The organism is Actinophytocola sp., assembly GCF_050699915.1.
Taxonomy (GTDB): domain Bacteria; phylum Actinomycetota; class Actinomycetes; order Mycobacteriales; family Pseudonocardiaceae; genus Actinophytocola.
Genome location: NZ_JBOHGA010000092.1, coordinates 1 through 23,594, shown reverse-complemented (window position 1 = coordinate 23,594; position 23,594 = coordinate 1). Strand labels below are relative to the sequence as shown.

Sequence of the window (23,594 nt, the reverse complement as noted above, 5' to 3'; positions counted from 1 at the left end):
GTCTTCGATGCCGAGGGCGACCGGCTCGCGCGCACCCGGGAGGGCGGGCACACGGCGTTCCGCGTGGTGCACGCGGGCGGCGACGCGACCGGCGCGGAGGTCGAGCGCGCGTTGCTCGCGGCCTCCCGGGACGGGCGCGTGCCGATGCTCGAGCACCACGTCGCGGTCGACACGCTGCGCACGCCGGCCGGCGAGGTCGCGGGCCTGCTGGTACTCGACGGCTCCGGCGTGCCGGGAGTGCTGACCGCGCCGGCCGTGCTGCTGGCGACCGGCGGGCTGGGCCAGCTCTACCAGGCGACGTCGAACCCCGCGGTGGCGACGGCCGACGGCGTGGCGATCGCGCTGCGCGCCGGCGCGGCGGTGGCCGACCTGGAGTTCGTGCAGTTCCACCCGACCGTGCTCTACACCGGCGAGGGCGCGCGCGGGCGGTGCCCGCTGGTCACCGAGGCGGTGCGCGGCGAGGGCGCGTTCCTGGTGGACTCGACCGGCACCCGGGTGATGGCCGGCGTGCACCCACTGGGTGACCTGGCGCCGCGCGACGTGGTGTCGGCCGCGATCACCCGTCGGCTGGCGGAGCTGGGCGAGGACCACGTGTTCCTCGACGCCACGCACCTGTCGGGCGCGGAGTTCCGGCGCCGGTTCCCGACCGTGCTGGCAGCATGCCGGGCGGTCGGCGTCGATCCGTCGGTCGCGCCGATCCCGGTCTCGCCGGCGGCACACTTCTCCTGCGGCGGCGTTGTGACCACTGTGGACGGACGGACCGCGGTGCCCGGGCTGTACGCGGCCGGCGAGGTGGCGCGTACGGGCCTGCACGGCGCGAACCGGTTGGCGTCCAACAGCTTGCTCGAGGGGCTGGTGGTCGGCACCCGGGCGGCCGAGGCGGTGGCGGCCGACCTGGCGCTCGGGCTGCTGGCCGAGCCGCGGCTGGCGGTGTGCCAGCCGGTGCCGACCGCGCCGGTGGCCGACCGGGACACGCTGCAGCGGGTGATGAGCCGCTACGCGGGGATCGGCCGGGACGCCGAGGGACTGGCGGTGGTCGGTTCGGTGCTCGACGTGTCCGCTGTGGACCGTCCACTCGACACGCGGGAGCGGGTGGAGGACGCCGCCCTGACGCTGGCCGCCCGCGCGCTGATCGCCGCCGCTGCCTCGCGCACGGAGTCGCGCGGCTGCCACGTCCGCGACGACTTCCCTGGCGTCTCGCCGGAGTGGGCACGCTCGCTCACCGTCCGGCTCACCCCGTCCGGCCAGCCGATGCTGGACCGGCCGGCCGACCTCGTGGCGGGTGCGGCATGACTGACCTGGACCTGGACGACGTGCGGCGTGTGGTCGCGACCGCGCTGGAGGAGGACCTTCGGTACGGCCCGGACGCGACCACCGCGGCCACCGTGCCCGCGGACGCCGTCGCGGTGGCGGAGCTGACCCCGCGGGCGCCCGGCACGCTGGCCGGGGTCCCGGTGGCGCTCGAGGTGTTCGGCGCCGTGCTCGACTCGGTCGAGGTGCTGGCCGAGCGCAAGGACGGCGAGCGGCTCGCGCCGGGAGAGCCGGCCCTGGTGCTGCGCGGCTCGGTGCGGAGCCTGCTGACCGCCGAGCGGACCGCGCTGAACCTGCTGTGCCACCTGTCCGGCGTGGCCACCGCGACGGCGGCGTGGGTGGACGCGATCGCCGGCACGGGCGCGGTGGTGCGTGACTCCCGCAAGACGCTGCCGGGCCTGCGCCTGCTGGAGAAGTACGCGGTGCGTTGCGGCGGCGGCGAGAACCACCGCCTGGGCCTGGGCGACGCCGTGCTGATCAAGGACAACCACGTGCACGCCGCGGGCTCGGTGACCGCCGCGCTGCGGGCCGCCCGGGAGCATGCGCCGGACCTGCCGTGCGAGGTGGAGGTCGACACGCTGGACCAGCTGGACGAGGCGCTGGCGTTCGGCGCCGAGCTCGTCCTGCTGGACAACTTCACCCCGCCCGAGTGCGCCGAGGCCGTCCGCCGCGCCGCGCCGACCCCCACGAAGCTGGAGGTCTCGGGCGGCCTGCGGCTCATCGAGGCCCGCGCCTACGCGGTGACGGGCGTGGACTACCTCTCGGTGGGCGCGCTGACCCACTCCGCGCCGGCGCTGGACCTGGGCATGGACCTGCGCTAGCGCTGTTCGGAGACCGTGCGGAGGTCGGCCAGGCCGGCGAGGAGGTGCTCGCCCGCCGGAGTGGAGGCCGGGTCGAGGAGCCACTGCATCGACAGGCCGTCGCACACCGCCATCACCCAGCTCGCGACCGCCGTGCAGCGCGGGTCCTCCGGCGGCACCTCCAGCGCGGCCGCCACCAGCTCGGCCACCCGGCGGCGGGTGCGCCGGTACATCTGCGCCAGCTGGTCGCGCAGCGCCGGGTCCCGGTCGGCCTGGGCGAGTGCCTCCATGAAGGACACCAGCAGCGCGCGGCGGCCGGTCAGCGAGTCCAGCAGCGCGGCCCACGCCAGGTGCGCGCGCTCGATCGGCGACGCGTCCGGCTCGGCCAGCGCGGCGGTCGTCAGCTGGGTGGTCCACTCCTCGAACACGACGCCGAGCGCCGCGTTGAGCAGGCCCGCCTTCGAACCGAAGTGGTAGCCGATCGACGCCAGGTTCGTGCCAGAGGCGGCGACCAGGTCGCGCGCGGTGATGTGCGCGTATCCCTTGTCCTCCAACAACTGTCGCGCCGCGGCGAGCAGCTGTTCGCGATGGCCCACGCGGTGACCGTACCTTGTGCGAGCATCTATACGCGCGTATAAACGGGGACATGGCGACCCTCGACGCCCGGACGACGACGCTGCCGCCCGGCCCGCGGTTGCCGGCGCTGGTGCAGACGTTCCTGTTCCTGGCGGTCCGTCGCCAGACGCACCGGCACCTGCGGCGCCGCTACGGCGAGACGTTCACGACGCGGATCGCCGGCGACCGGCTGGTCGTGACGCTGACCCGGCCCGACCACATCCGCGAGGTGTTCGCCGGCTCGCCCACGATCTTCCACGCCGGCGACGGCAACGCGATCCTGCGGCCGGTGATGGGCGAGCACTCGCTGCTGATCACCGACGAGGACGAGCACCTCCGCGCGCGCAAGCTGCTGATGCCCGCGTTCAACGGCGCGGCGCTGCGCGGCTACGGCGGCCTGATGACCGAGCTCGCCGAGGCGGACGCGGCTCGGTGGCCGGTCGGCCGGCCGTTCGCGGTGCATCCGCGGATGAACGCGGTCACCCTGGAGATCATCCTGCGCGTCGTGTTCGGCATGGGCGAGGGCCCGCGGCTGGCCGAGCTGCGCCCGCGGCTGCGCCGGATCTCCGACATCGGGCCGCTGACCGTGCTCGGCTGGACCTACCCGCGGCTGCGCACGGTCGGCCGGTGGCGGCACAACTTCGAGAACCTCGCGCGGGTCAACCACCTGCTGTACGAGGAGATCGCGGACCGCAAGAAGGTGGCCGACCTGGCCGACCGCGGCGACGTGCTGTCCCGGCTGGTCGCCGCGGGCCGGGCCGAACAGTCTGGCGAGCTGTCCGACAAGGAGCTCCGCGACCAGATGATCACCCTGCTGCTGGCCGGCCACGAGACGACGGCGACCGCGCTGGCCTGGTCGTTCCACGAGCTGGCGCGGCGCCCGGACATCCAGCGGCGCGCGCAGCGGGCCGCCGACGAGGGCGACGAGGACTACCTGCAGGCCGTAGCGAAGGAGGCCATGCGCAAGCGCCCGGTGATCCAGAACGTGGCCCGCATGCTGACCGAACCGACCGAGGTGGCCGGCTACCGCCTGCCGGCCGGCACGGTCGTCGGCCCGAGCATCTCCCTGGTCCACGAGGACGCCACCCTGCATGACGATCCCGAGGACTTCCGCCCGGCCAGGTTCGAAGGCAAGCAGCCCGAGGCCGGCACGTGGATCCCGTTCGGCGGCGGCGTCAGGCGCTGCATCGGCGCGGGCTTCTCGCTGCAGGAGGCGGCCAAGGTCCTGCGAGCGGTCCTGGTCCGCTACGACATCCGTCCCGAGCGTGCGAAGCCGGAGTTCCCCAAGCCCCGCAACATCACCCTGACCCCCTCCCGGGGCGCCCGAATCATCGCGACACCGCGCTAGAGCGAGAGCGAACCCCGCGCCAGCACGAGGAAGAACGGTCCGGCCCCGGACCCCGGCGATGTCCGGCGGACGAGTTCAAAGACGCCGGTTCGCGAGCACCGGAATCGACTCGCGAACCTTCTCGACGAGTGACAAGTCGAGCTCGACGACGAGCACGTCCGGCCCCGCGCCAAGCGAAGCCACCGCCTCACCAGACGGCGAGGCAACCATGCTGTAGCCGATCCCCGTAGGCGCCTTCGGGTGCGCCGAGCGGCCCGAGGTCGTCGGGTCGGCCTGCCCTGCGGCGACCAGCCACGACGTGGAGTCCAGCGCCCGCGCCCGAACGAGCAGCTCCCACTGCTCCCGCTTGCCCGGCCCCACACCCCATGACGCGCCCATCAGCACCACCGTGGCGCCGCGGTCGGCGAGCCGGGTGAACAGCTCCGGGAACCGCACGTCGTAGCAGTTCGCGAGGCCCAGGGTGACGTCGTCGACGGACACGATCGCGAGGTCGGACCCGGGCGCGACGGTCTTGGACTCGGCGAACCTGAACGCGTCGAACAGGTGGATCTTGTCGTACCCGAGGTGCTGGCCCCGGCCCGTCGCGAGCAGCGTGTTGTGCACCCGCCCGTCCGGCGCCGGCGTGAACATCCCGGCCACCACGAGCACGCCGTGCTCCTCGGCGACAGACGCCACCGCCGACGCCCACGGGCCGTCGAGCGGCTCCGCCAGCGGCCCGAGCGACGTGCCGAAGCAGGCCATCGTCGCCTCCGGGAACACCGCGACCGACGCGCCGTCGGCCGCGGCCCGGGCCACCGCGTCCCGGACCAGCGAAAGGTTTTCCGACGGCACGGCCGTCGACGTGATCTGGCAGAGCGCGACCCGCACGAGACCTCCCTTGACCGCTAATACCTAATCCACCTACGCGAGGATATGTCGCCCGGCTAGTGTCGGGCCTCGTGCTCACCACGTGTCACCGCCGCCTCGCGCCGGCGCTCGTCGCCGTCGCGCTGCTGGCGACCGCGTGCACTGAGGACCCCGCGCCCCCGGCGTCCGGCAACCCGGACGGCACCTCGCTCGTGATCGCGGTCGCCGACGAGCCGGCCGAGCTGAACCCACTCGACGGGTACGCCGAGCACGGCGCCGCGAAGATCTTCGAGGGCCTGGTGGAGCACGACGCGGACTCCTCGCTGCGGCCCGCGCTCGCCGTCGACCTGCCCGAGCCGTCGCCTGACGGTCGCACGTGGACGGTCAAGCTCCGGCCCGGCGTCCGGTTCACCGACGGCACCCCGCTCGAGGCGCAGGACGTCGTCGCCACCTACCGCGGGATGCTCGACCCGGCCCGGCATTCGCCCGTGCGGCAACGGTTCGGGATGCTCAAGGCGGTGACGGCGCTCGACCCGTCGACCGTCGAGTTCACGCTCACCGCGCCGTACGCGCCGTTCCCCGATCTGCTCGTGCTGGGCATCTTGCCCGGCGAGTCGTTGAGCGGCCCTGGCTCGTCGGAGCCGGTCGGCACCGGGCCGTACGAGCTGACCGAGTGGCGCCGCGGCATGCACCTGGAGCTGGCTGCCAACAAGGACTACTGGGACGGCCCGCCCGCGATCAAGAAGGTCACCGTCGAGTTCATCCGGGACGACGAGACCCGCGCGAAGCGGCTGCGCGACGGCAAGCTCGACGGCGCGGCGCTGCCGCCGCCGTTCGCCGCCGAGTTCGACAACGCCGACGGCATGCGCGTGGTCTCGCACAGTGCGGCCGACGTGCGTGCGGTCGTGCTGCCCACCGACGACCCGGTGACCGGCGACCCGGCCGTGCGGCTCGCGCTCAACAACGCGGTCAACCGCGAGCAGTTGGTCGAGGACGTCCTCGCCGGCCAGGGATCGCCGGCCCACACCCCGATGCCGGACGTGCTCGCGGAGTTCGTCGAGCCGGGCGCGGCCTTCGACCACGACATCACCCGCGCGCTCGACCAGCTCGAGTCCAGCGGCTGGGTGACCGGCCCGGACGGCATCCGCGCTAAGGGCGGCAAGGTCGCCAAGTTCACCCTGCGCCACCTGTCCGGCGACACGGTCTCGGCGGGCCTGGCGGAGGCGTTCGCGACCAACGCGCGGTCGATCGGCATCCAGGTCGACCTGGAGCCGGTGAGCGCGACGGCGCTGACCGGGGCCACCGTGGTCGGCTTCGGCAACCCGTTCGACCCCGACCTCGCGCTCTACGAGTTGCTCCGGTCGGGCCGGGGCTCGCTCGGCGGGTACGTCAACAAGACCGTCGACGCGGCGCTGGACATCGGCCGCTCGGCGACGGACCCGGCCCAGCGGGCGACCGCCTACCGGCGGCTGCAGCGGGCGTTCGTGACCGCGCCGGGGCTCGTGGTGCTGGCCGACCCGAACCACACCTACGTGATCCGCGAGAGCTGGGACGGCTACGAGCCGGTGGTGGACGCGGCCGGGCCGAGCATGAGCTGGGGTGCCTGGTGGAACCTGGAGAAGTGGACGCCGCGATGATCGACATGACCACCGTCCGGGCGGACACGCCCGGGTGTCACCGGGGTGTGTTCCTGGACAGCGCCGGGTCGTCCCTGCCGCCCGTGCAGGTGCTCGACGAGGTGATCGGCCACCTGCACCGCGAAGCCGAGGTCGGCGGGTACCGGGCGTTCGACGAGCGGCTCGCGGACCTGCGCGCCGGCTACGAGCTGATGGGCGCGCTGCTGGGGTGCGAGGCGGACGAGGTGGCGTTCTTCGACAGCGCCACGCGAGCGTGGCTGGCGGCCTTCGACGCGGTGCCGCTCTCGGCAGGGGACCGGGTTCTGGTCACCGAGGTCGAGTACGCGGGCAACGCGATCCCGCTGCTGCGCCGCGCCGCCGAGGTCGGCGCGACCGTGTCGCCGGTGCCGTCGACGCCGGCGGGCGAGATCGACGTGGCCGCGCTGCGCTCGATGCTGGACGAGCGTGTCCGGCTGGTGTCGCTGGTCCACGTGCCGACGAACGGCGGCCTGGTCAACCCGGTCACGCCGGTCGTCGAGGCCGCGCACGAGGTCGGCGCGCTGGTGTTGTTGGACGCGTGCCAGTCGGTCGGCCAGGTGCCGATCGACGCCGCCGCGCTAGGCGTGGACATGGTGTCGGGCACGGGCCGCAAGTGGCTGCGCGGACCGCGGGGCAGCGGGTTCCTGGTGGTGCGCCGGGACGTGCTGCCGCGGCTGCGGCCCCGGCAGGTCGACCTGCGGTCGGGCACCTGGTCGACGCCGGACTCCTACGAGCTGCGGCCCGACGCGAAGGTCTTCGAGCTGTGGGAGTCGAGCATCGCGGACCGGCTGGGCCTGCTCGCCGCGGCGCGGTACGCGCTGTCGCTGGGCGTCGAGGAGATCGCGGCGGCGGTCCGGTCGCGGGCGGAGTACCTGCGGGCGAGCCTGTCGTCGGTGCCGGGCGTGACGGTGCACGACCTCGGACCGCAGCGCTGCGGGATCGTCAGCTTCACCGTCGAGGGCGCCACGCCGCGCGAGGTCAGGGCCCGCCTGGCGGAGCACCACGTGACGGTGACGGTCACCGGCGTGACGTCGACCCAGTACGACATGACGCGCCGCGCCCTGCCGGAGGTCGTCCGCGCCTCCCCGCACTACTTCCTCACCGAGTCCCAGCTCGACGAGGTGGCCGCCGCGCTGCGGTCCTGACTGGTCCTGAACTGGTCCTGGCTGGTCCTGAACAGTCGAACGGCGCCCCCACCCGCACGTGGAGGCGCCGTTCGAGATTCGAGAGGTCAGCCGGCGTTGGTGAGCAGGATGTCCACCGCCGCGTCGTTGCGGGTCGTCTGCGGGCCGATCTCCTCGTCGGGCGGGTAGAAGCCGTCGATGCCGCCGCTGCTCGGGAACATCTCGAACGTGTACGAGAGGGCCCCGTGCGTGCCCCACATCCAGTCGTCGATGGAGCCGTCGGTGATGTAGAGGTCGCTCGCCTGCTCCGGCGTGTAGCCGTTCGTGGCCGCCATCTGCTCACCGATGTTCGCGAAGCGGTCGCGCTGCTCCTGGGTCATCCCCTCGGTGACGTCGTCCTCGGTGAAGCCGAACGGCCACAGCACCAGCTCGGAGAACGTGTGGAAGTCGATGTGCGCCTTGAACTGCCGGCCGTCCGCGAACGCCTGCACCGCCGCGGTCTCGGGAGCCGACGCGGCCGATGCGCCGCGGTAGGTCTCCCCGGACGGGTTGTCGTCCGAACCGCCGCAGCAGCCCCACTTGTACGCGAAGTTCCGGTTGATGTCGGTGCCGACCGAGCCGTCCGAGTTCGGCTGCCGGTTCTTGCGCCAACCCTGGTACTCACCGCCGGAGATGTCGAACTCCGAGCCGTCCGGGTTCTGGGTGGGGATCACGTAGATCTCGCGGCTGTCCACGAAACCGGTGACGGTCTGGTCGGTGCCGTAGCCGTCGGTGAACCGCTGGATGATGTGCAGGCACATCTCCGTGGTCAGGTGCTCCCGCGCGTGCATGTTGCAGGTGAACAGCACCTCGGGCTCGTCCTCGTCGGTCGCGACGTTGTCGCTGATCTTGACGACCGGCAGGTCACGGCCCTCGAAGGAGCTGCCGATGCTGCCCTTCTGCGCGATCGCCGCGTGGTCGGTCGCCGCCGCCGTGACCTCGGCGACCAGCTCGTCGTAGGTGTGGAAGCCCTCGTCGCCCGCCGGGAAGTCGGCCGCCCCGACGTCGTTCGTGGACGGTCCGCCGCTGCGCTTCGCCAGAATGGCGTCGACGTCGCCGGTGAGCTCGAGCGTGAAGCCCTGCGCCCGCAGCTTCTCGACCTGCTCGGGGCTCGCCACGAGCTCCATCGGGCCGCCGTCGTGACCCTCCTGGAGTACGTCGGCGGAGCTGATGACCTGCGTGCGCTTCGCGACGGTGTCCGCGCCGGTCAGTGTGTAGTAGCCCCGATCCGGGGCGGCCGGTGCGGCGGTGGGCTCCTGCGCGCCGGCCGACCACGCGGTGACCACCAGCAAAGCGGCGGCCGCGGCGGCCGTAACCACGCCGATCGCGCGACGTTTGGTGAACATGTCCCCTCCGAACGGGTACGAGAGTGATCGACCGAGCCTGCTCGGCGTGTTCGACCGGCGACAACCCGTCATTGGTCGGGGAATCCCACGCGGTGGACGATCACCAGACGAACGTAGTGGGCCGTTCGGCCCCGCTGCCGGACGGCCTACCCTGGGCATACCCAGCCGAACGAGTCGAAGGAACCCGATGCTGAGCCGCACCGACCTGCGTGGTCGAGTCCCGTCCCCGGCGGAGCTGCGCGCCGTCCTGCCGCGCGCCGAGACCGACGTGGACGCGGTGCTGCATCAGGTCCGGCCCATCGTCGACGACGTGCGCGCACGCGGCGTCGAGGCCGTCCTCGACGCCGCCGAGCGCTTCGACGGCGTCCGCCCGGCGGCCGTCCGCGTGCCGGCCCGAGAGCTGACCGCGGGCCTTGGCTTCCTCGACGCGGCCGTCCGCGAGGCGCTCGAGGAGTCCATCGACCGCGCCCGCCGCGTGCACGCCGACCAGCGCCGCCAGGACGTGACCACCCAGGTCGTCCCGGGCGGCACGGTCACCGAGCGCTGGGTGCCGGTGGGCCGCGTCGGCCTCTACGCACCGGGCGGCCTCGCGGTGTACCCGTCGAGCGTGATCATGAACGTCGTCCCCGCCCAGGTGGCGGGGGTCGAGTCGCTGGTCGTGTGCTCGCCGCCGCAGGCCGAGTTCGGCGGGCTGCCGCACCCGACGGTCCTCGCCGCCGCCGAGCTGCTCGGCGTCCACGAGGTGTGGGCGGTCGGCGGCGCGCAGGCGGTCGCGCTGCTCGCCTACGGCGGCACCGACACCGACGGCACGCCCCTCGACCCGGTCGACCTGGTCACCGGTCCCGGCAACGTCTACCTGACCGCCGCCAAGCGCCTGCTGCGCGGGCTCATCGGCATCGACTCGGAGGCCGGCCCGACCGAGATCGCCGTCCTCGCCGACGCCACCGCCGACCCGGTGCACGTCGCCGCCGACCTGATCAGCCAGGCCGAGCACGACACGCTGGCCGCGAGCGTGCTGGTCACCGACTCGGCCGAGCTCGCCGACGCCGTCGACGTGGAGCTCGCCCGGCAGGTGAAGGCCACCAAGCACACCGACCGCATCACGAGCGCCTTGCAGGGCAGGCAGTCCGGTTGCGTCCTCGTGTCCACTGTGGAGGATGGACTGTCCGTCGTGGACGCCTACGCGGCCGAGCACCTCGAGATCCAGACCGCCGACGCCGCCACGGTCGCCGCCCGAGTGCGGGCCGCGGGCGCCGTCTTCGTCGGGCCGCACAGCCCGGTCTCGCTCGGCGACTACTGCGCGGGCTCCAACCACGTCCTGCCCACCGGCGGCTGCGCGCGCCACTCGTCGGGGCTGTCCGTGCAGACGTTCCTGCGCGGCATCCACGTGGTCGACTACTCCCGCGAGGCGCTGCGCGAGGTCTCCGGGCAGGTCGTGGCGCTCGCGAACGCCGAGGACCTGCCCGCACACGGCCAAGCCGTCACCGCCCGGTTCGGGAGCGGCGCGTGACCCTCGGGGACGCCGTCAAGATCGACGACCTGCCGTTGCGGGAGGACCTGCGCGGCGCCAGCCCGTACGGCGCGCCGCAGCTGGACGTCCGGGTTCGGCTCAACACCAACGAGAACCCGTACCCGCCGCCGCCCGCGCTGGTCGCCGACGTGACCGCGGCGGTGGCCGAGGCGGCCGCGGGGCTGCACCGCTACCCGGACCGGGACGCGGTGGCGCTGCGCGGGGACCTCGCGACCTACCTGTCCGCGTCGACCGGCGTGGCGCTGTCGGTGGCGAACGTGTGGGCGGCCAACGGGTCCAACGAGGTGCTGCAGCAGATCCTGCAGGCGTTCGGCGGGCCCGGCCGCACGGCGCTCGGCTTCGAGCCGTCGTACTCGATGCACCCGATCATCGCGGCCGGGACCCGGACCGAGTGGGCGCCGACCCCGCGCCGCCCGGACTTCACCCTCGACGCCGCCGCCGCGGCCGCGGTGCTCACCGCCCGCACGCCCGACGTCGCATTCGTGACCAGCCCGAACAACCCCACCGGCGGCTCGATCCCGCTCGACGAGCTGCGCGCACTCCTGCTCGCCGCGCCCGGGCTCGTCGTGGTCGACGAGGCGTACGCGGAGTTCTCGGCACGGCCGAGCGCGGTGCGGCTGATCGACGAGTTCCCGGCGAAGCTCATCGTGTCCCGGACGATGAGCAAGGCGTTCGCGTTCGCCGGCGGCCGGCTCGGCTACCTCGCCGCGGCGCCCGCGGTCGTGGACGCGCTGCAGCTCGTCAGGCTGCCCTACCACCTGTCGTCGCTGACGCAGGCGGCCGCGCGGGCGGCGCTGCGGCATGCCGACGAGACGTTGCGCTCGGTGCACGCGCTCGCGGCGGAGCGCGACCGGGTCGTGGAGTCGTTGGGCGACCTGGGCTTCGCGGTCGTGCCCAGCGACGCCAACTTCGTCCTGTTCGGTCAGTTCGCGGAGGCCGCCGCCACCTGGCGGTCCTATCTGGAGCAGGGAGTGCTCGTCCGGGACGTCGGCATCCCCGGCCACCTGCGGGTTACCATCGGCACACCGGCGGAGAACGACGCGTTCCTCGCCGCCAGTAAGGAGATCGTCAGGTGAACCGCATCGGCCGGGTCGAGCGGACCACGAAGGAGTCGTCAGTCGTCGTCGAGATCGACCTCGACGGCGCCGGCAAGGTGGACGTGTCCACCGGCGTGCCCTTCTACGACCACATGCTCACCTCGTTCGGCGTGCACGGGGCGTTCGACCTCGCCGTCCGCGCGACCGGCGACGTCGAGGTCGACGCGCACCACACGGTCGAGGACGTGGCGATCGTGCTCGGCGAGGCGATCGGCAAGGCGTTGGGGGACAAGCACGGCATCCGCCGGTTCGGCGACGCGTGGATCCCGATGGACGAGACACTCGCGCACGCGGCGGTCGACGTGTCCGGCCGGCCGTACTGCGTGCACACGGGTGAGCCCGAGGTGATGGTCGGGTTCACCATCGGCGGCAACTACCCGACGGTGCTGAACCGGCACGTGTTCGAGTCGCTTGCCTTCCACGCGCGGATCGCGCTGCACCTGCGGGTCCTGCACGGCCGCGACCCGCACCACATCACCGAGGCGCAGTACAAGGCCGTGGCGCGGGCGCTGCGCGCTGCGGCCGAGGCCGACCCGCGCTCGTCCGGCGTCCCGAGCACCAAGGGTGTGCTCTAGGCTTCGGCCTCGTGTCCAAGGAGCTCGCCGTCATCGGCCTGATCGCGGTGGCCGGTTTCCTGGTCGGCGGCGTCTACTCCACGTGGAAGACCGCCCGCGTCGTCGCGATCGTGCTCGCCCTGGCCGCCGCGGTCGCCGTCGGCGGCGCGATCCTCTGGCTGGTTTCCTAGTACATCCGGTAGACGACGCTGTCGTGGGGACGGGCGCCCAGCCGGTCGTAGAAGCGCCGCGCGCCGTCGTTCCAGGTGTTGACCATCCATTCGAGCCGGCCGCTGCCGCGCTCGGCGGCGATCGCTCGGAGCGCCCGGACCAGCTTCTCGCCGACGCCGCGCCCGCGATGGGGCCCGGCGACGTACAGGTCCTTCATGGACACCGCCGGGCGCAGATCGTCGCTCGGCCATTGGAACGAGTAGGTCGCGATGCCGACCAGCTCCGCACCGTCCCGGGCGACCAGCGCGTGCGCGGTGGGCGGCGTGCCGAACAACGCCGCGCGGATCTGCTGGGCGCGCACGGCGGCCGGCTCGAACTCGGTTCTGCCGTAGTGCCGCATCATGTCTTCCATCAGTCCGACCAGCGCCGGCACGTCGTCTTCCTTCGGTGGCTCGATCACGGTGTGATCCTCGCTCACACGAGCCGGCCGGGGAATGTGGCGTGGGACAATGGAGATGTGACCGAGCGCAAGCCCGTGAAGATGCCGTTCGGCGACTGGGTCGACCGGCAGATCCGCGCGGCCGAGGAGCGGGGCGAGTTCGACGACCTGCCCGGCCGCGGCAAGCCGCTGCCCAGGCGAACCGGCGACGTGATGGAGTGGGTCGCGGAGAAGCTGCGCGCGGAGAACACCGACACGAAGGCGCTGCTGCCACCGTCCCTGGTGTTGCGCAAGGAGCTCGAGGACCTGCCCGAGCGGCTCGCCGGCGTGCGTTCGGAGGCGAAGGTCCGCGCGATCGTGACCGACCTCAACGCCCGGATCAAGCGGGAGATCCTCATCCCGAGCGGCGGACCGCCGCTGCTGGTCCGCCCGGTGGACGTCGAGGCGGCCGTCGTGCGGTGGCGGGAGGGCCGCGCTAGCTGATGCCACCCTCCGAGGCGGCCTTCAGGCGCGGCGCGCCCGTGCCGAGGCCGGCGAGGACGTCGTCGTGGTTCATCAGGTGGCAGGCCTTCAAGGACAGGCAGCCGCAGCCGATGCAGGCGGTCAGCCGGTCGCGTAGGCGCTGCATCGAGTCGATGCGGGCGTCCAGCTCGCCGCGCCATACGTTCGACAGGCGCGCCCAGTCGGCCTTGGTCGGCGTCCGGCCCTCGGGGAGTGTGGCCAGCGCCTCATGGATGTCCTCGAGCGAGAGGCCCACCCGCTGCGCGGTGCGGATGAACGCGAGCCGCCGGAGCACCGCGCGGGCGTATTTCCGCTGGTTGCCGGCGGTTCGCTCGGCGGCGATCAGGCCCCGCTCCTCGTAGAACCGTAGCGCGGTGTGCGGGACTCCACTGCGCTTGGCCACCTCACCGATCGTCAGTACATCCGGCAGTTTCGGCACGTCACCGACCCTACCGCCACCCCTCGACCTAGGTGGAGCTAACCGGCCTTGACCTCTACCGGACTCGAAGTTGCACGCTCGGTCCATGACACGAACTCATCAGGACCTCGCCGGCCTGTTCGAGCAGCTGACCGGCGACGAGAAGCACGAATGGGCCGCGGCGTCCACAGTGGACGCCCTCTGGGTCCTCTACGACCGGGTGCTGAACATCAGCCCCGACAAACATCGACGACCCCGACCGGGACCGGTTCCTGCTGTCGAAGGGCCACGGCCCGATGGCGTACTACGCCGTGCTCGCCGCGAAGGGCTTCCTCGCCGCCGACGCGCTCGACGACTGGACCGCGTTCGGCTCGGCGCTCGGCCTGCACCCCGACCGCGTGCTCGTGCCCGGCGTCGAGATCGGTGCCGGCTCGCTCGGCCACGGGCTCGGGCTCGGCGTCGGCACCGCGCTCGGGCTGCGGGCGCAGGGCCGCACCGCGCGCACGGTCGTCCTCGTCGGCGACGGAGAGCTCGACGAGGGCAGCAACCACGAGGCGATCGCCGCCGCCGGCCGGCTCGGGCTCGACCGGTTGACCGCGGTGGCCATCGACAACGGCTCGTCCAGCCACGGCTGGCCGGGCGGCATCGCCCGCCGGTTCGAGATCGAGGGCTGGGCCGCGCACACGGTCGACGGCCGCGACCACGACGCGCTGTACCGCGCGTTCACCACCGAACACCCCGGCCGGCCGTCGGTCGTGGTGGCCAGGATCGACAAGGAGTCCTGAAGTGACCAGCACCATCAAGCTCATGCGCACGGTGTTCACCGACACCGTGACCGACGCGCTGGACCGCGACCCGCGGCTCGCCGTGGTCACCGCCGACATCTCCGCCGCCGCGTTCCAACAGGCCAGAGCGCGACACCCGGATCGGGTGATCAACCTCGGCATCCGCGAGCAGGCGATGATCGGCGTGGCCGGCGGACTCGCGCTCACCGGCATGCGCCCGGTCGTGCACAGCTACACGCCGTTCCTCATCGAGCGGCCGTTCGAGCAGATCAAGCTCGACCTCGGCCACCAGGACGTCGGCGCCGTGCTGGTCAGCATCGGCGGGTCCTACGACGACCCGGGGACGGGCCGCACCCACCAGGCCCCGGGCGACGTCGCGCTGCTCGACACGCTCCCCGGCTGGACCGTGCACGTGCCGGGTCACCCGGACGAGGTGGAGCCGCTCCTGCGGGACGCCCTCGCCGGCGACGGCCGGGTCTACCTGCGCCTGTCGGTGCGGGAGAACGCGGCGGCGTACCCGGTGGACGGCACGTTCTCGGTGCTGCGCCGGGGCGGTGCGGGGGTCGTGCTCGCGGTGGGCCCGACGCTGGACGCGGTGCTCGCGGCGACGTCCACACTGGACGTGACGGTCTTGTACGCGAACACCGTGCGCCCGTTCGACCACGCCGGCCTGCGAGCCGCGGTCGACGCCGCCGCGGCGAACGTGGTGCTGGTCGAGCCGTACCTGGCCGGCACGTCCGCGCACGAGGTGGCGACCGCGCTGGCCGACGTCCCGCACCGGCTGCGCACGGTCGGCGTGCGCCGGGACATCGAGGTGCGCGCGTACGGCACGGCCCCCGAGCACGACGCGGTGCACGGCCTCGACGCGCCGGGCATCGCCGAGGTGGTCCGGCGGGCGATCTCGTAGCCTGGGGGAGTGGCACGAGTCGTCGTGCTGGACTACGGGTCCGGCAACCTGAGGTCGGCCGAGCGGGCGTTGCGGCGGGTCGGCGCGGACGTCGAGGTGACGGCCGACCGCGAGGCCGCGCTCGACTGCGACGGGCTGGTCGTGCCCGGCGTCGGCGCGTTCGCGGCGGTCATGGCCGGACTGCGGGAGGTGCGCGGCGAGCAGCTCATCGACAAGCGGCTCGCCGGCGGGCGCCCGGTACTCGGGGTGTGTGTCGGCATGCAGGTCCTGTTCGACCGGGGCATCGAGCACGGTGTCGAGACCGAGGGGTGCGGTCAGTGGCCGGGCACGGTGTCCCGGCTGGAGGCGGACGTCGTGCCGCACATGGGGTGGAACACCGTGCGAGCCCCGTCGGGGTCGATGCTGTTCGACGGCCTCGACGCGGACACCCGGTTCTACTTCGTGCACTCCTACGCCGCCCGCGAGTGGCAGCTCGTCCCCGGCGGCCCGATGCCCGCGCCGCTCGTGACCTGGGCCAACCACGGCGGCGACTTCGTCGCCGCGGCGGAGAACGGCCCGCTGAGCGCGACCCAGTTCCACCCGGAGAAGTCCGGTGACGCCGGAGCGCATCTGCTGACGAACTGGCTCAAGTCCCTGAGCTGACCACCCCCGCCACGCCGGGCGCGACTCGCGGGCGGCTTCGAGTGGGGCTCGAGGTTGGGCTCGATACGCTGCGCTGGTGACGTTCACGTTGTTGCCCGCTGTCGATGTTCGTGGTGGGCGGGCTGTTCGGTTGTTGCAGGGGCGGTCCGGGACCGAGACCGGCTACGGCGACCCGCTCGACGCCGCGCTCGCCTGGCAGGACGACGGGGCCGAGTGGATCCACCTCGTGGACCTCGACGCGGCGTTCGGCACCGGGGACAACCGGGAGCGGTTGGCCGACATCGTGGGGCGGCTGGACGTCGAGGTGGAGCTCTCCGGCGGCATCCGCGACGACGACTCCCTCGCCGCGGCCCTCGCCACCGGCTGCGCGCGGGTGAACCTCGGCACCGCGGCCCTCGAGCACCCGGTGTGGTGCGCCAAGGTCATCGGCGAGTTCGGGGACCGCGTCGCCGTCGGCCTGGACGTCCGGATCGACGACGGGGCGCACCGGCTCGCCGCTCGTGGGTGGACCGAGGACGGCGGCCTCCTCTGGGACGTGCTCGACCGCCTGGAGCGCGACGGCTGTTCCCGCTACGTGGTCACCGACGTGACCAAGGACGGCACGCTGCAGGGACCGAACCTCGAGCTGCTGCGGGACGTGTGCGCGCGCTCGAAGGCTCCGGTGGTGGCCTCCGGTGGGGTGTCGAGCCTGGCGGACCTGACGGCGTTGGCCGGTCTGGCCGATTTCGGCGTGGAGGGGACGATCATCGGCAAGGCCTTGTACGCCAGGGCGTTCACATTGCCCGAGGCGCTCGCTCTCACCCGTCGAGGCTGATCGCCACGCACAAGGACTTCTCCCGGCCGCGGAAGCGCACGCTCGAGCCGATGACGAGCCGGCCGGTGAGGCCGTACTTGCGCCTGAGCAGCCTGCGTCCGCGCTCGGAGCCTTCGGCGTCGAGGATCCGCGCGGTCCCCTGCACGACGGGACCGCGCGGCCTGCCTCGAATGTCGCATTCGGACAGTTCGACCTCGCCGCTGTTGCGTATCCGTTTGACCTTGCCGGTGTTCGTGCTCGTCCACACGATCAGCTCGTCGCCGTCCCGGCCAACCCAGACCGGGGTCGGCACCGGGGTGCCGTCGCGGCGGAACGTGGTGAGGAGTACGTAGTTGCCTTTGGTCAGGCGGTGCAGTTCGGAGGTCTCCATGTCCGCAACGCTAGTGATTGGTTGCTGTGAGTGCTCTCAGCCAGTCACGGCGTGCGACGGCGCAGCGTCGCGGCGCCCAGGACCAGCGCGAGCAGCCCGCAGCCGGCCACGATCACCAGGTTGCGGAGGAGCGTTCCGTCCACATCGGACGTCTGGGTGACCTGCGCGAGCGCGTCGACCGCATAGGACAGTGGCATCACGTTCGACAGCCACTCCAACACGGGCGTCATCGAGTCTCGCGGCGCGAACAGGCCGCACAGCAACACCTGCGGCATCACGATCGCCGGCATGAACTGCACCGCCTGGAACTCGGTGCGCGCGAACGCGCTCGCGAGCAGGCCGAGCGCGGTGCCGAGCAGCGCGTCGAGCACCGCGATCAGCACCAGCAGCCACACCGAGCCGTCGATCTCCAGGCCCAGCCAGGTGAGCGAGATGCCGGTCGCCACGAGCACCTGCAGCACCGCGACCACGCCGAACGCGATCGCGTAGCCGAAGAGCAGGTCCAGCTTGGCGATCGGCATGGTCATCAGGCGTTCGAGGGTGGCCGTCGTACGCTCGCGAAGGGTGGTGATCGACGTGACGATGAACATGATCGCGAACGGGAACACCGCCAGCAGCGCCGGCGCGGCCGCGCTGAACGCCTGCTCGGAGTTGAACACGTACCGCAGCAGGATCATCAGCAGCGACGGGACCAGCACCATCATCGCGACGGTGCGGTGGTCGTGGCGCAGCTGGGTCAGGATGCGCCGGGCGGTGGCCAGCGTCAGGGTCGCGTTCATGCGACTGCCTCCTGCTCGCGGACCAGCCGCAGGAACGCCTGCTCGAGGTCCGGGGTCTCGGTCTTCGTGCGCAACGCGTCCGGCGTGTCGTCCGCCAGGATGTAACCGTCGCGCATCAACAGCAGCCGCCCGCATCGCGCGGCCTCGTCCATGACGTGGCTCGACACCATCAGCGTGACGCCGCGGTCGGCGAGCTTGTGGAACAGCGCCCACAGTTCCTCGCGGAGCACCGGGTCGAGGCCGACCGTCGGCTCGTCGAGTACCAGCAGCTCGGGGCGGCCGAGCAGGGCGACCGCCAGGCTCGCCCGGTTGAGCTGCCCGCCGGACAGCTCGCCGATCACGTGGTCGGCATGGGTGCTGAGGCCGACCTCCTCGATCACGCGCTGGACGTCGCCACTGGGCGCCCGCAGGATCGCGGCGAAGTAACGAAGGCTCTCGGTCACCGTCAGGTCGGCGTAGACCGACGGGTTCTGGGTGGCGTAGCCGATCTTGTCGCGCAGGCTCGCGCTGCCGGCCGGCTCGCCGAGCACGGTGACCGTGCCTCCGGCGACGATCTGCACCCCGACGACGGAGCGCATCAGGGTCGTCTTGCCACACCCGCTCGGGCCGAGCAGGCCCGTGATGGAGCCGCGCTCGACGGCGAAGCTCACGTTGTGCAGGACCTCTCGGGAGCCGCGGCGCACGCGCAGCCCCTCGGCCACCACAGCAAAATTAGTCATACGTTTAATTCTGCGCGTGTTGAGTTCCGCAGTCAAGACGAGATTTCGGGGAACCTCAGGGGCGGTAGGGGATCAGCGGGGCTCGAGGATCACCACGGCGGTCTCGCCGGGCCGGCGCGCCGCGTACGCGTCGAGCTTGCGGTCGTACTCGCGCCACCGGGCCCACAGCCGCTCCCGCTCGTCGCCCCGCGCCGCGCGGGCCCGGACCGTGCGTGGGCCGTCAGCCGTGGTGACGCCGGCCTCGGGATGGGCCTGCAGGTTGAGCCACCACGCGGGCTCCGGGTCGGCCCAGCCGTTCATGGCAAGCGTGACCAGGTCGGACCCGTCCTCGAAGTAGCCGACGATCACGCTGCGCTCCTGGCCGGTGCGCCGCCCGGTGGTCGTCAGCCGCATGGCACCCCACTTGGTGCCCTTCGGCCGCCACAGACCCCGCCGGCCACCGCTGGTCCGGTACACGCGGCGGTGCACCTTCCAGGCGAGCCGAACGAACCACCGAGGGGGAGCCAGGTGCGTTGGTCTGCCATGACGCCTCCCGAGGGAATGCCGCGGCCCGAACCTACGCCGTCAGCCGTCGAAGTAGTACTGGACGACCGGCGCGACCAGGGCCACGACCTCGTCCTCGGTGGCCGAGGCCATGGGCTCCGCCTTGACCACGTAGCGGACGATCGCCAGGCCCATCATCTGCGCGGCGGCACCGGTGAGCCGCAGCGGCGGCAGGTCCAGCGCCGCCGCGACCTTGCCCAGCACGGCGGTCTCCAGGAACTGGCGCATCTGGTCGGCCACCTCGGGGCTGGTGGTCACCGAGCGGACGAGCGCGAAGAACGGCAGCTGAGTGTCGGGGCTCTCCCACAGCCCGAGGAACAGCCGCAGGATCCGCTCGCCGATCTGCTCGCGCGGCCCCGACAGCAGCGTGTCCACCAGCAGCGCCGGGTTGAACGGCAGGTTCAGCACCTCGACGAAGACCTGGTCCTTCGAGCCGAAGAAGTGGTGCACGAGCGCCGGGTTGACGCCGGCCTCGGCCGCGATGCCGCGGATCGTCGCGCCGCGGAAGCCGTGGGCGGCGAACTGGTTGCGCGCGGCGACCAGGATGTCGTCCCGGGTCTGGGTCTGCCCCGGACGCCGGCCGGTTCGCGCCACCTCGGCTCCTCTCGCTCACCGCCAGTATCCTCGATCGCATGTCGGTCGCGGTCCGGGTGATCCCCTGTCTGGACGTCGACGCCGGCCGGGTCGTGAAGGGCGTCAACTTCACCAACCTGGTCGACGCCGGCGATCCCGTCGAGCTCGCGGCCGCCTACGACGCCGAGGGCGCGGACGAGTTGACCTTCCTGGACGTCACGGCGTCCTCTTCGGACCGGGAGACCACGTTCGACGTCGTGCGGCGCACCGCCGAGCAGGTGTTCATCCCGCTGACCGTGGGCGGAGGCGTGCGTGCCGCGTCCGATGTGGACCGCCTGCTGCGGGCGGGCGCGGACAAGGTCAGCGTCAACACCGCGGCGATCCTGCGCCCGGAGCTGCTGGCGGAGTGCTCGCGGCGCTTCGGCGCCCAGTGCGTCGTCCTGTCCGTGGATGCCCGCCGCGCCGACACGCCGTCCGGGTTCGAGGTCACCACGCATGGTGGGCGCACCGGCACCGGCATCGACGCCGTCGAGTGGGCCGCCCGCGGCCAGGAGCTCGGCGTGGGGGAGATCCTGCTGAACTCGATGGACGCCGACGGCACGAGGGCCGGCTTCGACCTCGAGCTGATCAAGCTGGTGCGTGCCGCCGTGGACGTGCCGCTGATCGCCAGCGGCGGCGCGGGCGCGGTGGACCACTTCCCGCCCGCCGTGGAGGCCGGGGCGGACGCGGTGCTCGCCGCCAGCGTGTTCCACTTCGGACAGCTGCGTATCGGCGAGGTCAAGGATGCCTTGCGGCGGGCCGGGGTCGAGGTCCGGTGACAAAGCCCGGACCTACGCAACCGCACCTAAGGGGAACGTGACGCAAGCCGACCACGAGCACGTGGCCAAACAGGCTCCTTCCGTGCCAACGCGACCACAACTTTGAAATCCGGGGAGGCGGACAGTGACTACTTTGGACCCTAAGATTGCTGCCCGGCTCAAACGCAACGCCGACGGGCTCGTCTGTGCGGTCGCCCAGCGCAGGGGGACCGGCGAGGTGCTCATGGTCGCGTGGATGGACGACGAGGCCCTGCACCGCACGCTGACCACCCGCCGCGCGACGTACTTCTCCCGCAGCCGCGGGCGCCTGTGGGAGAAGGGCGAGACCTCCGGGCACACCCAGCGCGTGCACGAGGTCCGGCTGGACTGCGACGGCGACACTGTCCTGCTCGTCGTCGACCAGGAGGGTCCGGCGTGCCACACCGGCGCGGCGACCTGCTTCGACGACGACGTCCTGCTGGGCTGAACTCCGCTCAGGTGATCTCCCCGGTGAGGTAGCGCTGGATCGTCGGCGCCACCGCGGGGACCATCACGTCGATGTCGGAGGAGGCCAGCGGCTCGAACTGCGCGACGTAGCGGACCATGCCCATCCCGACCAGCTGCGACGCGACGAGCGTGGCCCGGAAGAGGTGGTCGTCGGGGCCGACCCGGCGCAGCATCCGCTCGAAGATGTGCTTGACGAGCAGGTCGCGCAGCACGTGCGCGGCCTGCTCGTGGCTGGTGATGCTGCGCATCAGCGCGGTGAACACGCCGCCGCCGGTGTTGTCCCAGGTGGTGAGGAAGGTGCGCACGATCCGCTCGCCGAGGTCGTCGACGTCGCCGTCGAGCAGCTGGTCGGCGATGTCCTTGGGGTTGAACGGCAGCTTGAGGACCGCCTCGGCGAACAGGCCCTCCTTGCCGCCGAACCAGTGGTTCACCATCGCCGCGTCGACCCCGGCCAGGGCGGCGATCGAGCGCACCGTCGCGCCGTCGTAGCCCTGCTCGATGAACACCGTGCGGGCCGCCTCCACCAGCGCGGCTCGCGTGTCGGCGCCACCCGGTCGGCGGCCCCGGCGGCGGGTCGGCTCTTGCTTCACGGCCTTGCTCACCTCATCATCATGCGGCACGCCGGCCGGTTTTTCAACGACCAGTGAATTTAGCGTGCAAGTGGGGCTGCGGTCGGGGTCGACCGCCGGTCGGGACAATGTGTCCATGGTCAGTCTGATCGACACGGCCGCGGCCGTGTCCGGGTTGGGTGTGGTGACTCCGACGCGCGAGGAGTTCCACCAGTTGGCGGCGGAGCGCCGGGTCATCCCCGTCGTCCGGCGCGTGCTCGCCGACGCCGAGACTCCGGTCGGGGTCTACCGCAAGCTCGCGCAGGGCCGGCCGAACACGTTCCTGCTCGAGTCCGCGGAGAACGGCCGGTCCTGGTCGCGCTGGTCCTTCGTCGGCGTCAACAGCCCCGCCGTGCTCACCGAACGGGACGGCGTCGCCCACTGGACCGGCACCCGGCCGGTCGGGCTGCCCGCCGAGGGCGACCCGCTCGAGGTGCTCAGCGAGACCGTCCGGCTCCTGCACACCGACCCGCTGCCCGGCCTGCCCCCGCTCACCGGCGGCATGGTCGGCTTCATCGGCTACGACGCGGTCCGTCGCCTGGAGCGCCTGCCGGACCTGACCACCGACGACCTGCAGCTGCCCGAGCTGGCCATGCTGTTCGCCACCGACCTCGCCGCGCTGGACCACCACGAGGGCACCATCACGCTCATCGCCAACGCGGTGAACTGGGACGACAGCGGCGAGCGGGTCGACGCGGCCTACGACGCCGCCGTCGCGCGGCTGGCGGCGATGGCCGCCGACCTGCACACCAACGCCGCCGCCACGGTCGCCGTCTTCGACCGGCCGCGCCCGGAGTACCGCAGGCGTCGCAGCACCGAGGAGTACACCGCCGCCGTGCGCACCGCGAAGGAGGCCATCCGCGCCGGCGAGGGCTTCCAGGTCGTCCTCTCCCAGCGCTTCGAGATGACGACCGACGCGGACCCGCTCGACGTCTACCGCATCCTGCGCACCACCAACCCCAGCCCGTACATGTACCTGCTGCGGTTGGACGGCTTCGACATCGTCGGCTCCAGCCCGGAGTCGCTCGTGACCGTCCGCGACGGCGTGGCGACCACGCACCCGATCGCCGGCACCCGCTGGCGCGGCGCCGACCCCGACGAGGACGCGGTCCTCGAGAAGGACATGCTGAACGACGACAAGGAGCGCGCCGAGCACGTCATGCTCGTCGACCTCGGCCGCAACGACCTCGGCCGGGTCTGCCGCCCGGGCACCGTGCACGTCGTCGACTTCTTCCGGGTCGAGCGCTACAGCCACGTCATGCACATCGTCTCCACGGTCACCGGCACGCTGGCCGAGGGGAAGACCGCGTTCGACGCCGTGGCGGCCTGCTTCCCCGCCGGCACGCTGTCCGGCGCGCCCAAGCCACGGGCGATGGAGCTCATCGAGGAGCTCGAGCCGACCCGCCGCGGGGTCTACGGCGGGGTCGTCGGCTACCTCGACTTCGCCGGCGACGCCGACACCGCGATCGCCATCCGCACCGCCCTGATGCGCGACGGCACCGCATACGTGCAGGCCGGCGCGGGAATCGTGGCCGACTCGGACCCGGTCGCCGAGGACACCGAGTGCGTCAACAAGGCCGGCGCGGTGCTCGCCGCCATCGCGACCGCGCAGACCATGCGCCCGGCGGCCGGGTAACCCGTGGCCCGGTCCAACGCTCCACTGTGGATGGTCGCGGTGCTCCTGGCCGGGGCTGCGGCCGCGCTGTGGGGCGCCACCCGGCTCGACTGGGGCGGCGCCGCACCGCGTTCCGGCGG

At 72.5% G+C, this 23,594-nt stretch carries 27 protein-coding genes and 1 pseudogene; 17 read left to right on the top strand and 11 right to left on the bottom strand.

Annotated features, from left to right (window positions below):
- A partial coding sequence (locus ACRDSK_RS17955; RefSeq protein ID WP_431442200.1) for an L-aspartate oxidase occupies positions 1-1,293 on the top strand: 1,293 nt, incomplete at its 5' end.
- Complete coding sequence (gene nadC / locus ACRDSK_RS17950) at positions 1,290-2,132, top strand: carboxylating nicotinate-nucleotide diphosphorylase (RefSeq protein WP_431442199.1); 843 nt, start codon at positions 1,290-1,292, stop codon at positions 2,130-2,132. The genes ACRDSK_RS17955 and nadC, both read left to right, overlap by 4 nt.
- On the opposite strand, the gene ACRDSK_RS17945 is transcribed toward nadC, so the two are convergent.
- Positions 2,129-2,707, bottom strand: a complete 579-nt coding sequence (locus ACRDSK_RS17945) for a TetR/AcrR family transcriptional regulator (protein WP_431442198.1) — start codon at positions 2,705-2,707, stop codon at positions 2,129-2,131. The genes nadC and ACRDSK_RS17945 overlap by 4 nt on opposite strands.
- Positions 2,708-2,757: 50 nt before the next feature.
- On the opposite strand from ACRDSK_RS17945, the gene ACRDSK_RS17940 reads away from it, so the two are divergent.
- Positions 2,758-4,074, top strand: a complete 1,317-nt coding sequence (locus ACRDSK_RS17940; protein WP_431442197.1) for a cytochrome P450 — start codon at positions 2,758-2,760, stop codon at positions 4,072-4,074.
- 75 nt (positions 4,075-4,149) lie between these two features.
- On the opposite strand, the gene ACRDSK_RS17935 is transcribed toward ACRDSK_RS17940, so the two are convergent.
- On the bottom strand, positions 4,150-4,941 hold the full coding sequence (locus tag ACRDSK_RS17935; RefSeq protein WP_431442196.1) for a carbon-nitrogen hydrolase family protein: 792 nt from the start codon (positions 4,939-4,941) through the stop codon (positions 4,150-4,152).
- 71 nt (positions 4,942-5,012) lie between these two features.
- Here ACRDSK_RS17935 and ACRDSK_RS17930 point away from each other — a divergent pair, with 71 nt between their 5' ends.
- Both ACRDSK_RS17930 and ACRDSK_RS17925 read left to right on the top strand, forming a co-directional pair.
- The gene (locus tag ACRDSK_RS17930; protein WP_431442195.1) at positions 5,013-6,557 is read left to right on the top strand and encodes an ABC transporter substrate-binding protein; all 1,545 of its coding nucleotides are present in this window, start codon (positions 5,013-5,015) and stop codon (positions 6,555-6,557) included.
- A complete protein-coding gene (locus ACRDSK_RS17925; protein ID WP_431442194.1) occupies positions 6,554-7,720 on the top strand; it encodes an aminotransferase class V-fold PLP-dependent enzyme in 1,167 nt (388 codons plus the stop codon). Before ACRDSK_RS17930 ends, ACRDSK_RS17925 begins: the two co-directional genes overlap by 4 nt.
- A gap of 86 nt (positions 7,721-7,806) precedes the next feature.
- Here ACRDSK_RS17925 and ACRDSK_RS17920 read toward each other — a convergent pair whose 3' ends face one another.
- Positions 7,807-9,084, bottom strand: coding sequence for a M14 family metallopeptidase (locus ACRDSK_RS17920; RefSeq protein ID WP_431442193.1), 1,278 nt, complete (start codon positions 9,082-9,084; stop codon positions 7,807-7,809).
- A gap of 187 nt (positions 9,085-9,271) precedes the next feature.
- Between ACRDSK_RS17920 and hisD the strand changes: the two genes are divergently transcribed.
- From hisD to ACRDSK_RS17900, 4 genes are read left to right on the top strand one after another with little or no spacing between them, the layout of a single operon-like run.
- A complete protein-coding gene (gene hisD / locus ACRDSK_RS17915; protein WP_431442192.1) occupies positions 9,272-10,594 on the top strand; it encodes a histidinol dehydrogenase in 1,323 nt (440 codons plus the stop codon).
- Positions 10,591-11,691 (top strand): histidinol-phosphate transaminase, encoded by a 1,101-nt coding sequence (locus ACRDSK_RS17910; protein ID WP_431442191.1) that lies wholly within the window; start codon positions 10,591-10,593, stop codon positions 11,689-11,691. The genes hisD and ACRDSK_RS17910 overlap by 4 nt, the downstream gene beginning before the upstream one ends.
- Positions 11,688-12,287 carry an imidazoleglycerol-phosphate dehydratase HisB gene (hisB, locus tag ACRDSK_RS17905; RefSeq protein WP_431442190.1) on the top strand — a complete coding sequence of 200 codons (600 nt, stop codon included), beginning with the start codon at positions 11,688-11,690 and terminating at the stop codon, positions 12,285-12,287. The genes ACRDSK_RS17910 and hisB overlap by 4 nt, the downstream gene beginning before the upstream one ends.
- Before the next feature lie 11 nt (positions 12,288-12,298).
- On the top strand, positions 12,299-12,457 hold the full coding sequence (locus ACRDSK_RS17900) for a hypothetical protein (protein ID WP_431442189.1): 159 nt from the start codon (positions 12,299-12,301) through the stop codon (positions 12,455-12,457).
- Here the strand turns inward: ACRDSK_RS17900 and ACRDSK_RS17895 are convergent.
- A complete protein-coding gene (locus tag ACRDSK_RS17895) occupies positions 12,454-12,897 on the bottom strand; it encodes an N-acetyltransferase family protein (RefSeq protein WP_431442188.1) in 444 nt (147 codons plus the stop codon). The two genes, ACRDSK_RS17900 and ACRDSK_RS17895, sit on opposite strands and share 4 nt — an antisense overlap.
- Before the next feature lie 57 nt (positions 12,898-12,954).
- Here ACRDSK_RS17895 and ACRDSK_RS17890 point away from each other — a divergent pair, with 57 nt between their 5' ends.
- Positions 12,955-13,359, top strand: coding sequence for a DUF1992 domain-containing protein (locus tag ACRDSK_RS17890; RefSeq protein WP_431442187.1), 405 nt, complete (start codon positions 12,955-12,957; stop codon positions 13,357-13,359).
- Here the strand turns inward: ACRDSK_RS17890 and soxR are convergent.
- Entirely contained in the window at positions 13,352-13,816 is a 465-nt protein-coding gene (gene soxR / locus ACRDSK_RS17885) for a redox-sensitive transcriptional activator SoxR (protein ID WP_431442186.1), read from the bottom strand. The two genes, ACRDSK_RS17890 and soxR, sit on opposite strands and share 8 nt — an antisense overlap.
- 85 nt (positions 13,817-13,901) lie before the next feature.
- Here soxR and ACRDSK_RS17880 point away from each other — a divergent pair.
- The 4 genes and pseudogenes from ACRDSK_RS17880 (at position 13,902) to priA (ending at position 16,943) form a co-directional block, all read left to right on the top strand.
- Positions 13,902-14,580 (top strand): annotated as a pseudogene (locus ACRDSK_RS17880) (transketolase).
- 22 nt (positions 14,581-14,602) lie between these two features.
- Positions 14,603-15,487 carry a transketolase family protein gene (locus tag ACRDSK_RS17875; protein ID WP_431442201.1) on the top strand — a complete coding sequence of 295 codons (885 nt, stop codon included), beginning with the start codon at positions 14,603-14,605 and terminating at the stop codon, positions 15,485-15,487.
- A gap of 9 nt (positions 15,488-15,496) precedes the next feature.
- Positions 15,497-16,129 (top strand): imidazole glycerol phosphate synthase subunit HisH, encoded by a 633-nt coding sequence (gene hisH / locus ACRDSK_RS17870; RefSeq protein ID WP_431442185.1) that lies wholly within the window; start codon positions 15,497-15,499, stop codon positions 16,127-16,129.
- A gap of 76 nt (positions 16,130-16,205) precedes the next feature.
- Positions 16,206-16,943 (top strand): bifunctional 1-(5-phosphoribosyl)-5-((5-phosphoribosylamino)methylideneamino)imidazole-4-carboxamide isomerase/phosphoribosylanthranilate isomerase PriA, encoded by a 738-nt coding sequence (gene priA / locus ACRDSK_RS17865; RefSeq protein ID WP_431442184.1) that lies wholly within the window; start codon positions 16,206-16,208, stop codon positions 16,941-16,943.
- Here the strand turns inward: priA and ACRDSK_RS17860 are convergent.
- The 5 genes from ACRDSK_RS17860 to ACRDSK_RS17840 all read right to left on the bottom strand — a co-directional run bounded on the left by ACRDSK_RS17860 (position 16,927) and on the right by ACRDSK_RS17840 (position 19,948).
- Positions 16,927-17,313 carry a PPOX class F420-dependent oxidoreductase gene (locus ACRDSK_RS17860; protein ID WP_431442183.1) on the bottom strand — a complete coding sequence of 129 codons (387 nt, stop codon included), beginning with the start codon at positions 17,311-17,313 and terminating at the stop codon, positions 16,927-16,929. The genes priA and ACRDSK_RS17860 overlap by 17 nt on opposite strands.
- A gap of 44 nt (positions 17,314-17,357) precedes the next feature.
- Positions 17,358-18,092: an ABC transporter permease gene (locus ACRDSK_RS17855; protein ID WP_431442182.1), complete on the bottom strand. Its 735-nt coding sequence runs from the start codon at positions 18,090-18,092 to the stop codon at positions 17,358-17,360.
- Complete coding sequence (locus tag ACRDSK_RS17850) at positions 18,089-18,811, bottom strand: ABC transporter ATP-binding protein (protein ID WP_431442181.1); 723 nt, start codon at positions 18,809-18,811, stop codon at positions 18,089-18,091. Before ACRDSK_RS17850 ends, ACRDSK_RS17855 begins: the two co-directional genes overlap by 4 nt.
- 72 nt (positions 18,812-18,883) lie before the next feature.
- Positions 18,884-19,267: a nitroreductase/quinone reductase family protein gene (locus ACRDSK_RS17845; protein WP_431442180.1), complete on the bottom strand. Its 384-nt coding sequence runs from the start codon at positions 19,265-19,267 to the stop codon at positions 18,884-18,886.
- 108 nt (positions 19,268-19,375) lie between these two features.
- The gene (locus ACRDSK_RS17840; protein WP_431442179.1) at positions 19,376-19,948 is read right to left on the bottom strand and encodes a TetR family transcriptional regulator; all 573 of its coding nucleotides are present in this window, start codon (positions 19,946-19,948) and stop codon (positions 19,376-19,378) included.
- Between the two features lie 38 nt (positions 19,949-19,986).
- On the opposite strand from ACRDSK_RS17840, the gene hisF reads away from it, so the two are divergent.
- Positions 19,987-20,745, top strand: coding sequence for an imidazole glycerol phosphate synthase subunit HisF (gene hisF, locus ACRDSK_RS17835; protein WP_431442178.1), 759 nt, complete (start codon positions 19,987-19,989; stop codon positions 20,743-20,745).
- A 124-nt stretch (positions 20,746-20,869) separates the two neighbouring features.
- A complete protein-coding gene (hisI, locus tag ACRDSK_RS17830) occupies positions 20,870-21,211 on the top strand; it encodes a phosphoribosyl-AMP cyclohydrolase (protein WP_431442177.1) in 342 nt (113 codons plus the stop codon).
- A gap of 7 nt (positions 21,212-21,218) precedes the next feature.
- Here the strand turns inward: hisI and ACRDSK_RS17825 are convergent, their stop codons facing one another.
- Positions 21,219-21,833: a TetR family transcriptional regulator gene (locus ACRDSK_RS17825; RefSeq protein WP_431442176.1), complete on the bottom strand. Its 615-nt coding sequence runs from the start codon at positions 21,831-21,833 to the stop codon at positions 21,219-21,221.
- Positions 21,834-21,936: 103 nt separating this feature from the next.
- Here ACRDSK_RS17825 and ACRDSK_RS17820 point away from each other — a divergent pair, with 103 nt between their 5' ends.
- Positions 21,937-23,475: an anthranilate synthase component I gene (locus tag ACRDSK_RS17820; RefSeq protein ID WP_431442175.1), complete on the top strand. Its 1,539-nt coding sequence runs from the start codon at positions 21,937-21,939 to the stop codon at positions 23,473-23,475.
- Positions 23,476-23,594 lie beyond the last annotated feature (119 nt).

Bases quoted from the DNA above. Each gene is read 5' to 3' on its own strand.
- nadC (WP_431442199.1), top strand. From the start codon at position 1,290: ATGACTGACCTGGACCTGGACGACGTGCGGCGTGTGGTCGCGACCGCG.
- ACRDSK_RS17940 (WP_431442197.1), top strand. From the start codon at position 2,758: ATGGCGACCCTCGACGCCCGGACGACGACGCTGCCGCCCGGCCCGCGG.
- ACRDSK_RS17925 (WP_431442194.1), top strand. From the start codon at position 6,554: ATGATCGACATGACCACCGTCCGGGCGGACACGCCCGGGTGTCACCGG.
- ACRDSK_RS17920 (WP_431442193.1), bottom strand. From the start codon at position 9,084: ATGTTCACCAAACGTCGCGCGATCGGCGTGGTTACGGCCGCCGCGGCC.
- hisD (WP_431442192.1), top strand. From the start codon at position 9,272: ATGCTGAGCCGCACCGACCTGCGTGGTCGAGTCCCGTCCCCGGCGGAG.
- ACRDSK_RS17875 (WP_431442201.1), top strand. From the start codon at position 14,603: ATGCGCACGGTGTTCACCGACACCGTGACCGACGCGCTGGACCGCGAC.
- ACRDSK_RS17860 (WP_431442183.1), bottom strand. From the start codon at position 17,313: ATGGAGACCTCCGAACTGCACCGCCTGACCAAAGGCAACTACGTACTC.
- ACRDSK_RS17855 (WP_431442182.1), bottom strand. From the start codon at position 18,092: ATGAACGCGACCCTGACGCTGGCCACCGCCCGGCGCATCCTGACCCAG.
- ACRDSK_RS17850 (WP_431442181.1), bottom strand. From the start codon at position 18,811: ATGACTAATTTTGCTGTGGTGGCCGAGGGGCTGCGCGTGCGCCGCGGC.
- hisF (WP_431442178.1), top strand. From the start codon at position 19,987: ATGTCGGTCGCGGTCCGGGTGATCCCCTGTCTGGACGTCGACGCCGGC.
- ACRDSK_RS17820 (WP_431442175.1), top strand. From the start codon at position 21,937: ATGGTCAGTCTGATCGACACGGCCGCGGCCGTGTCCGGGTTGGGTGTG.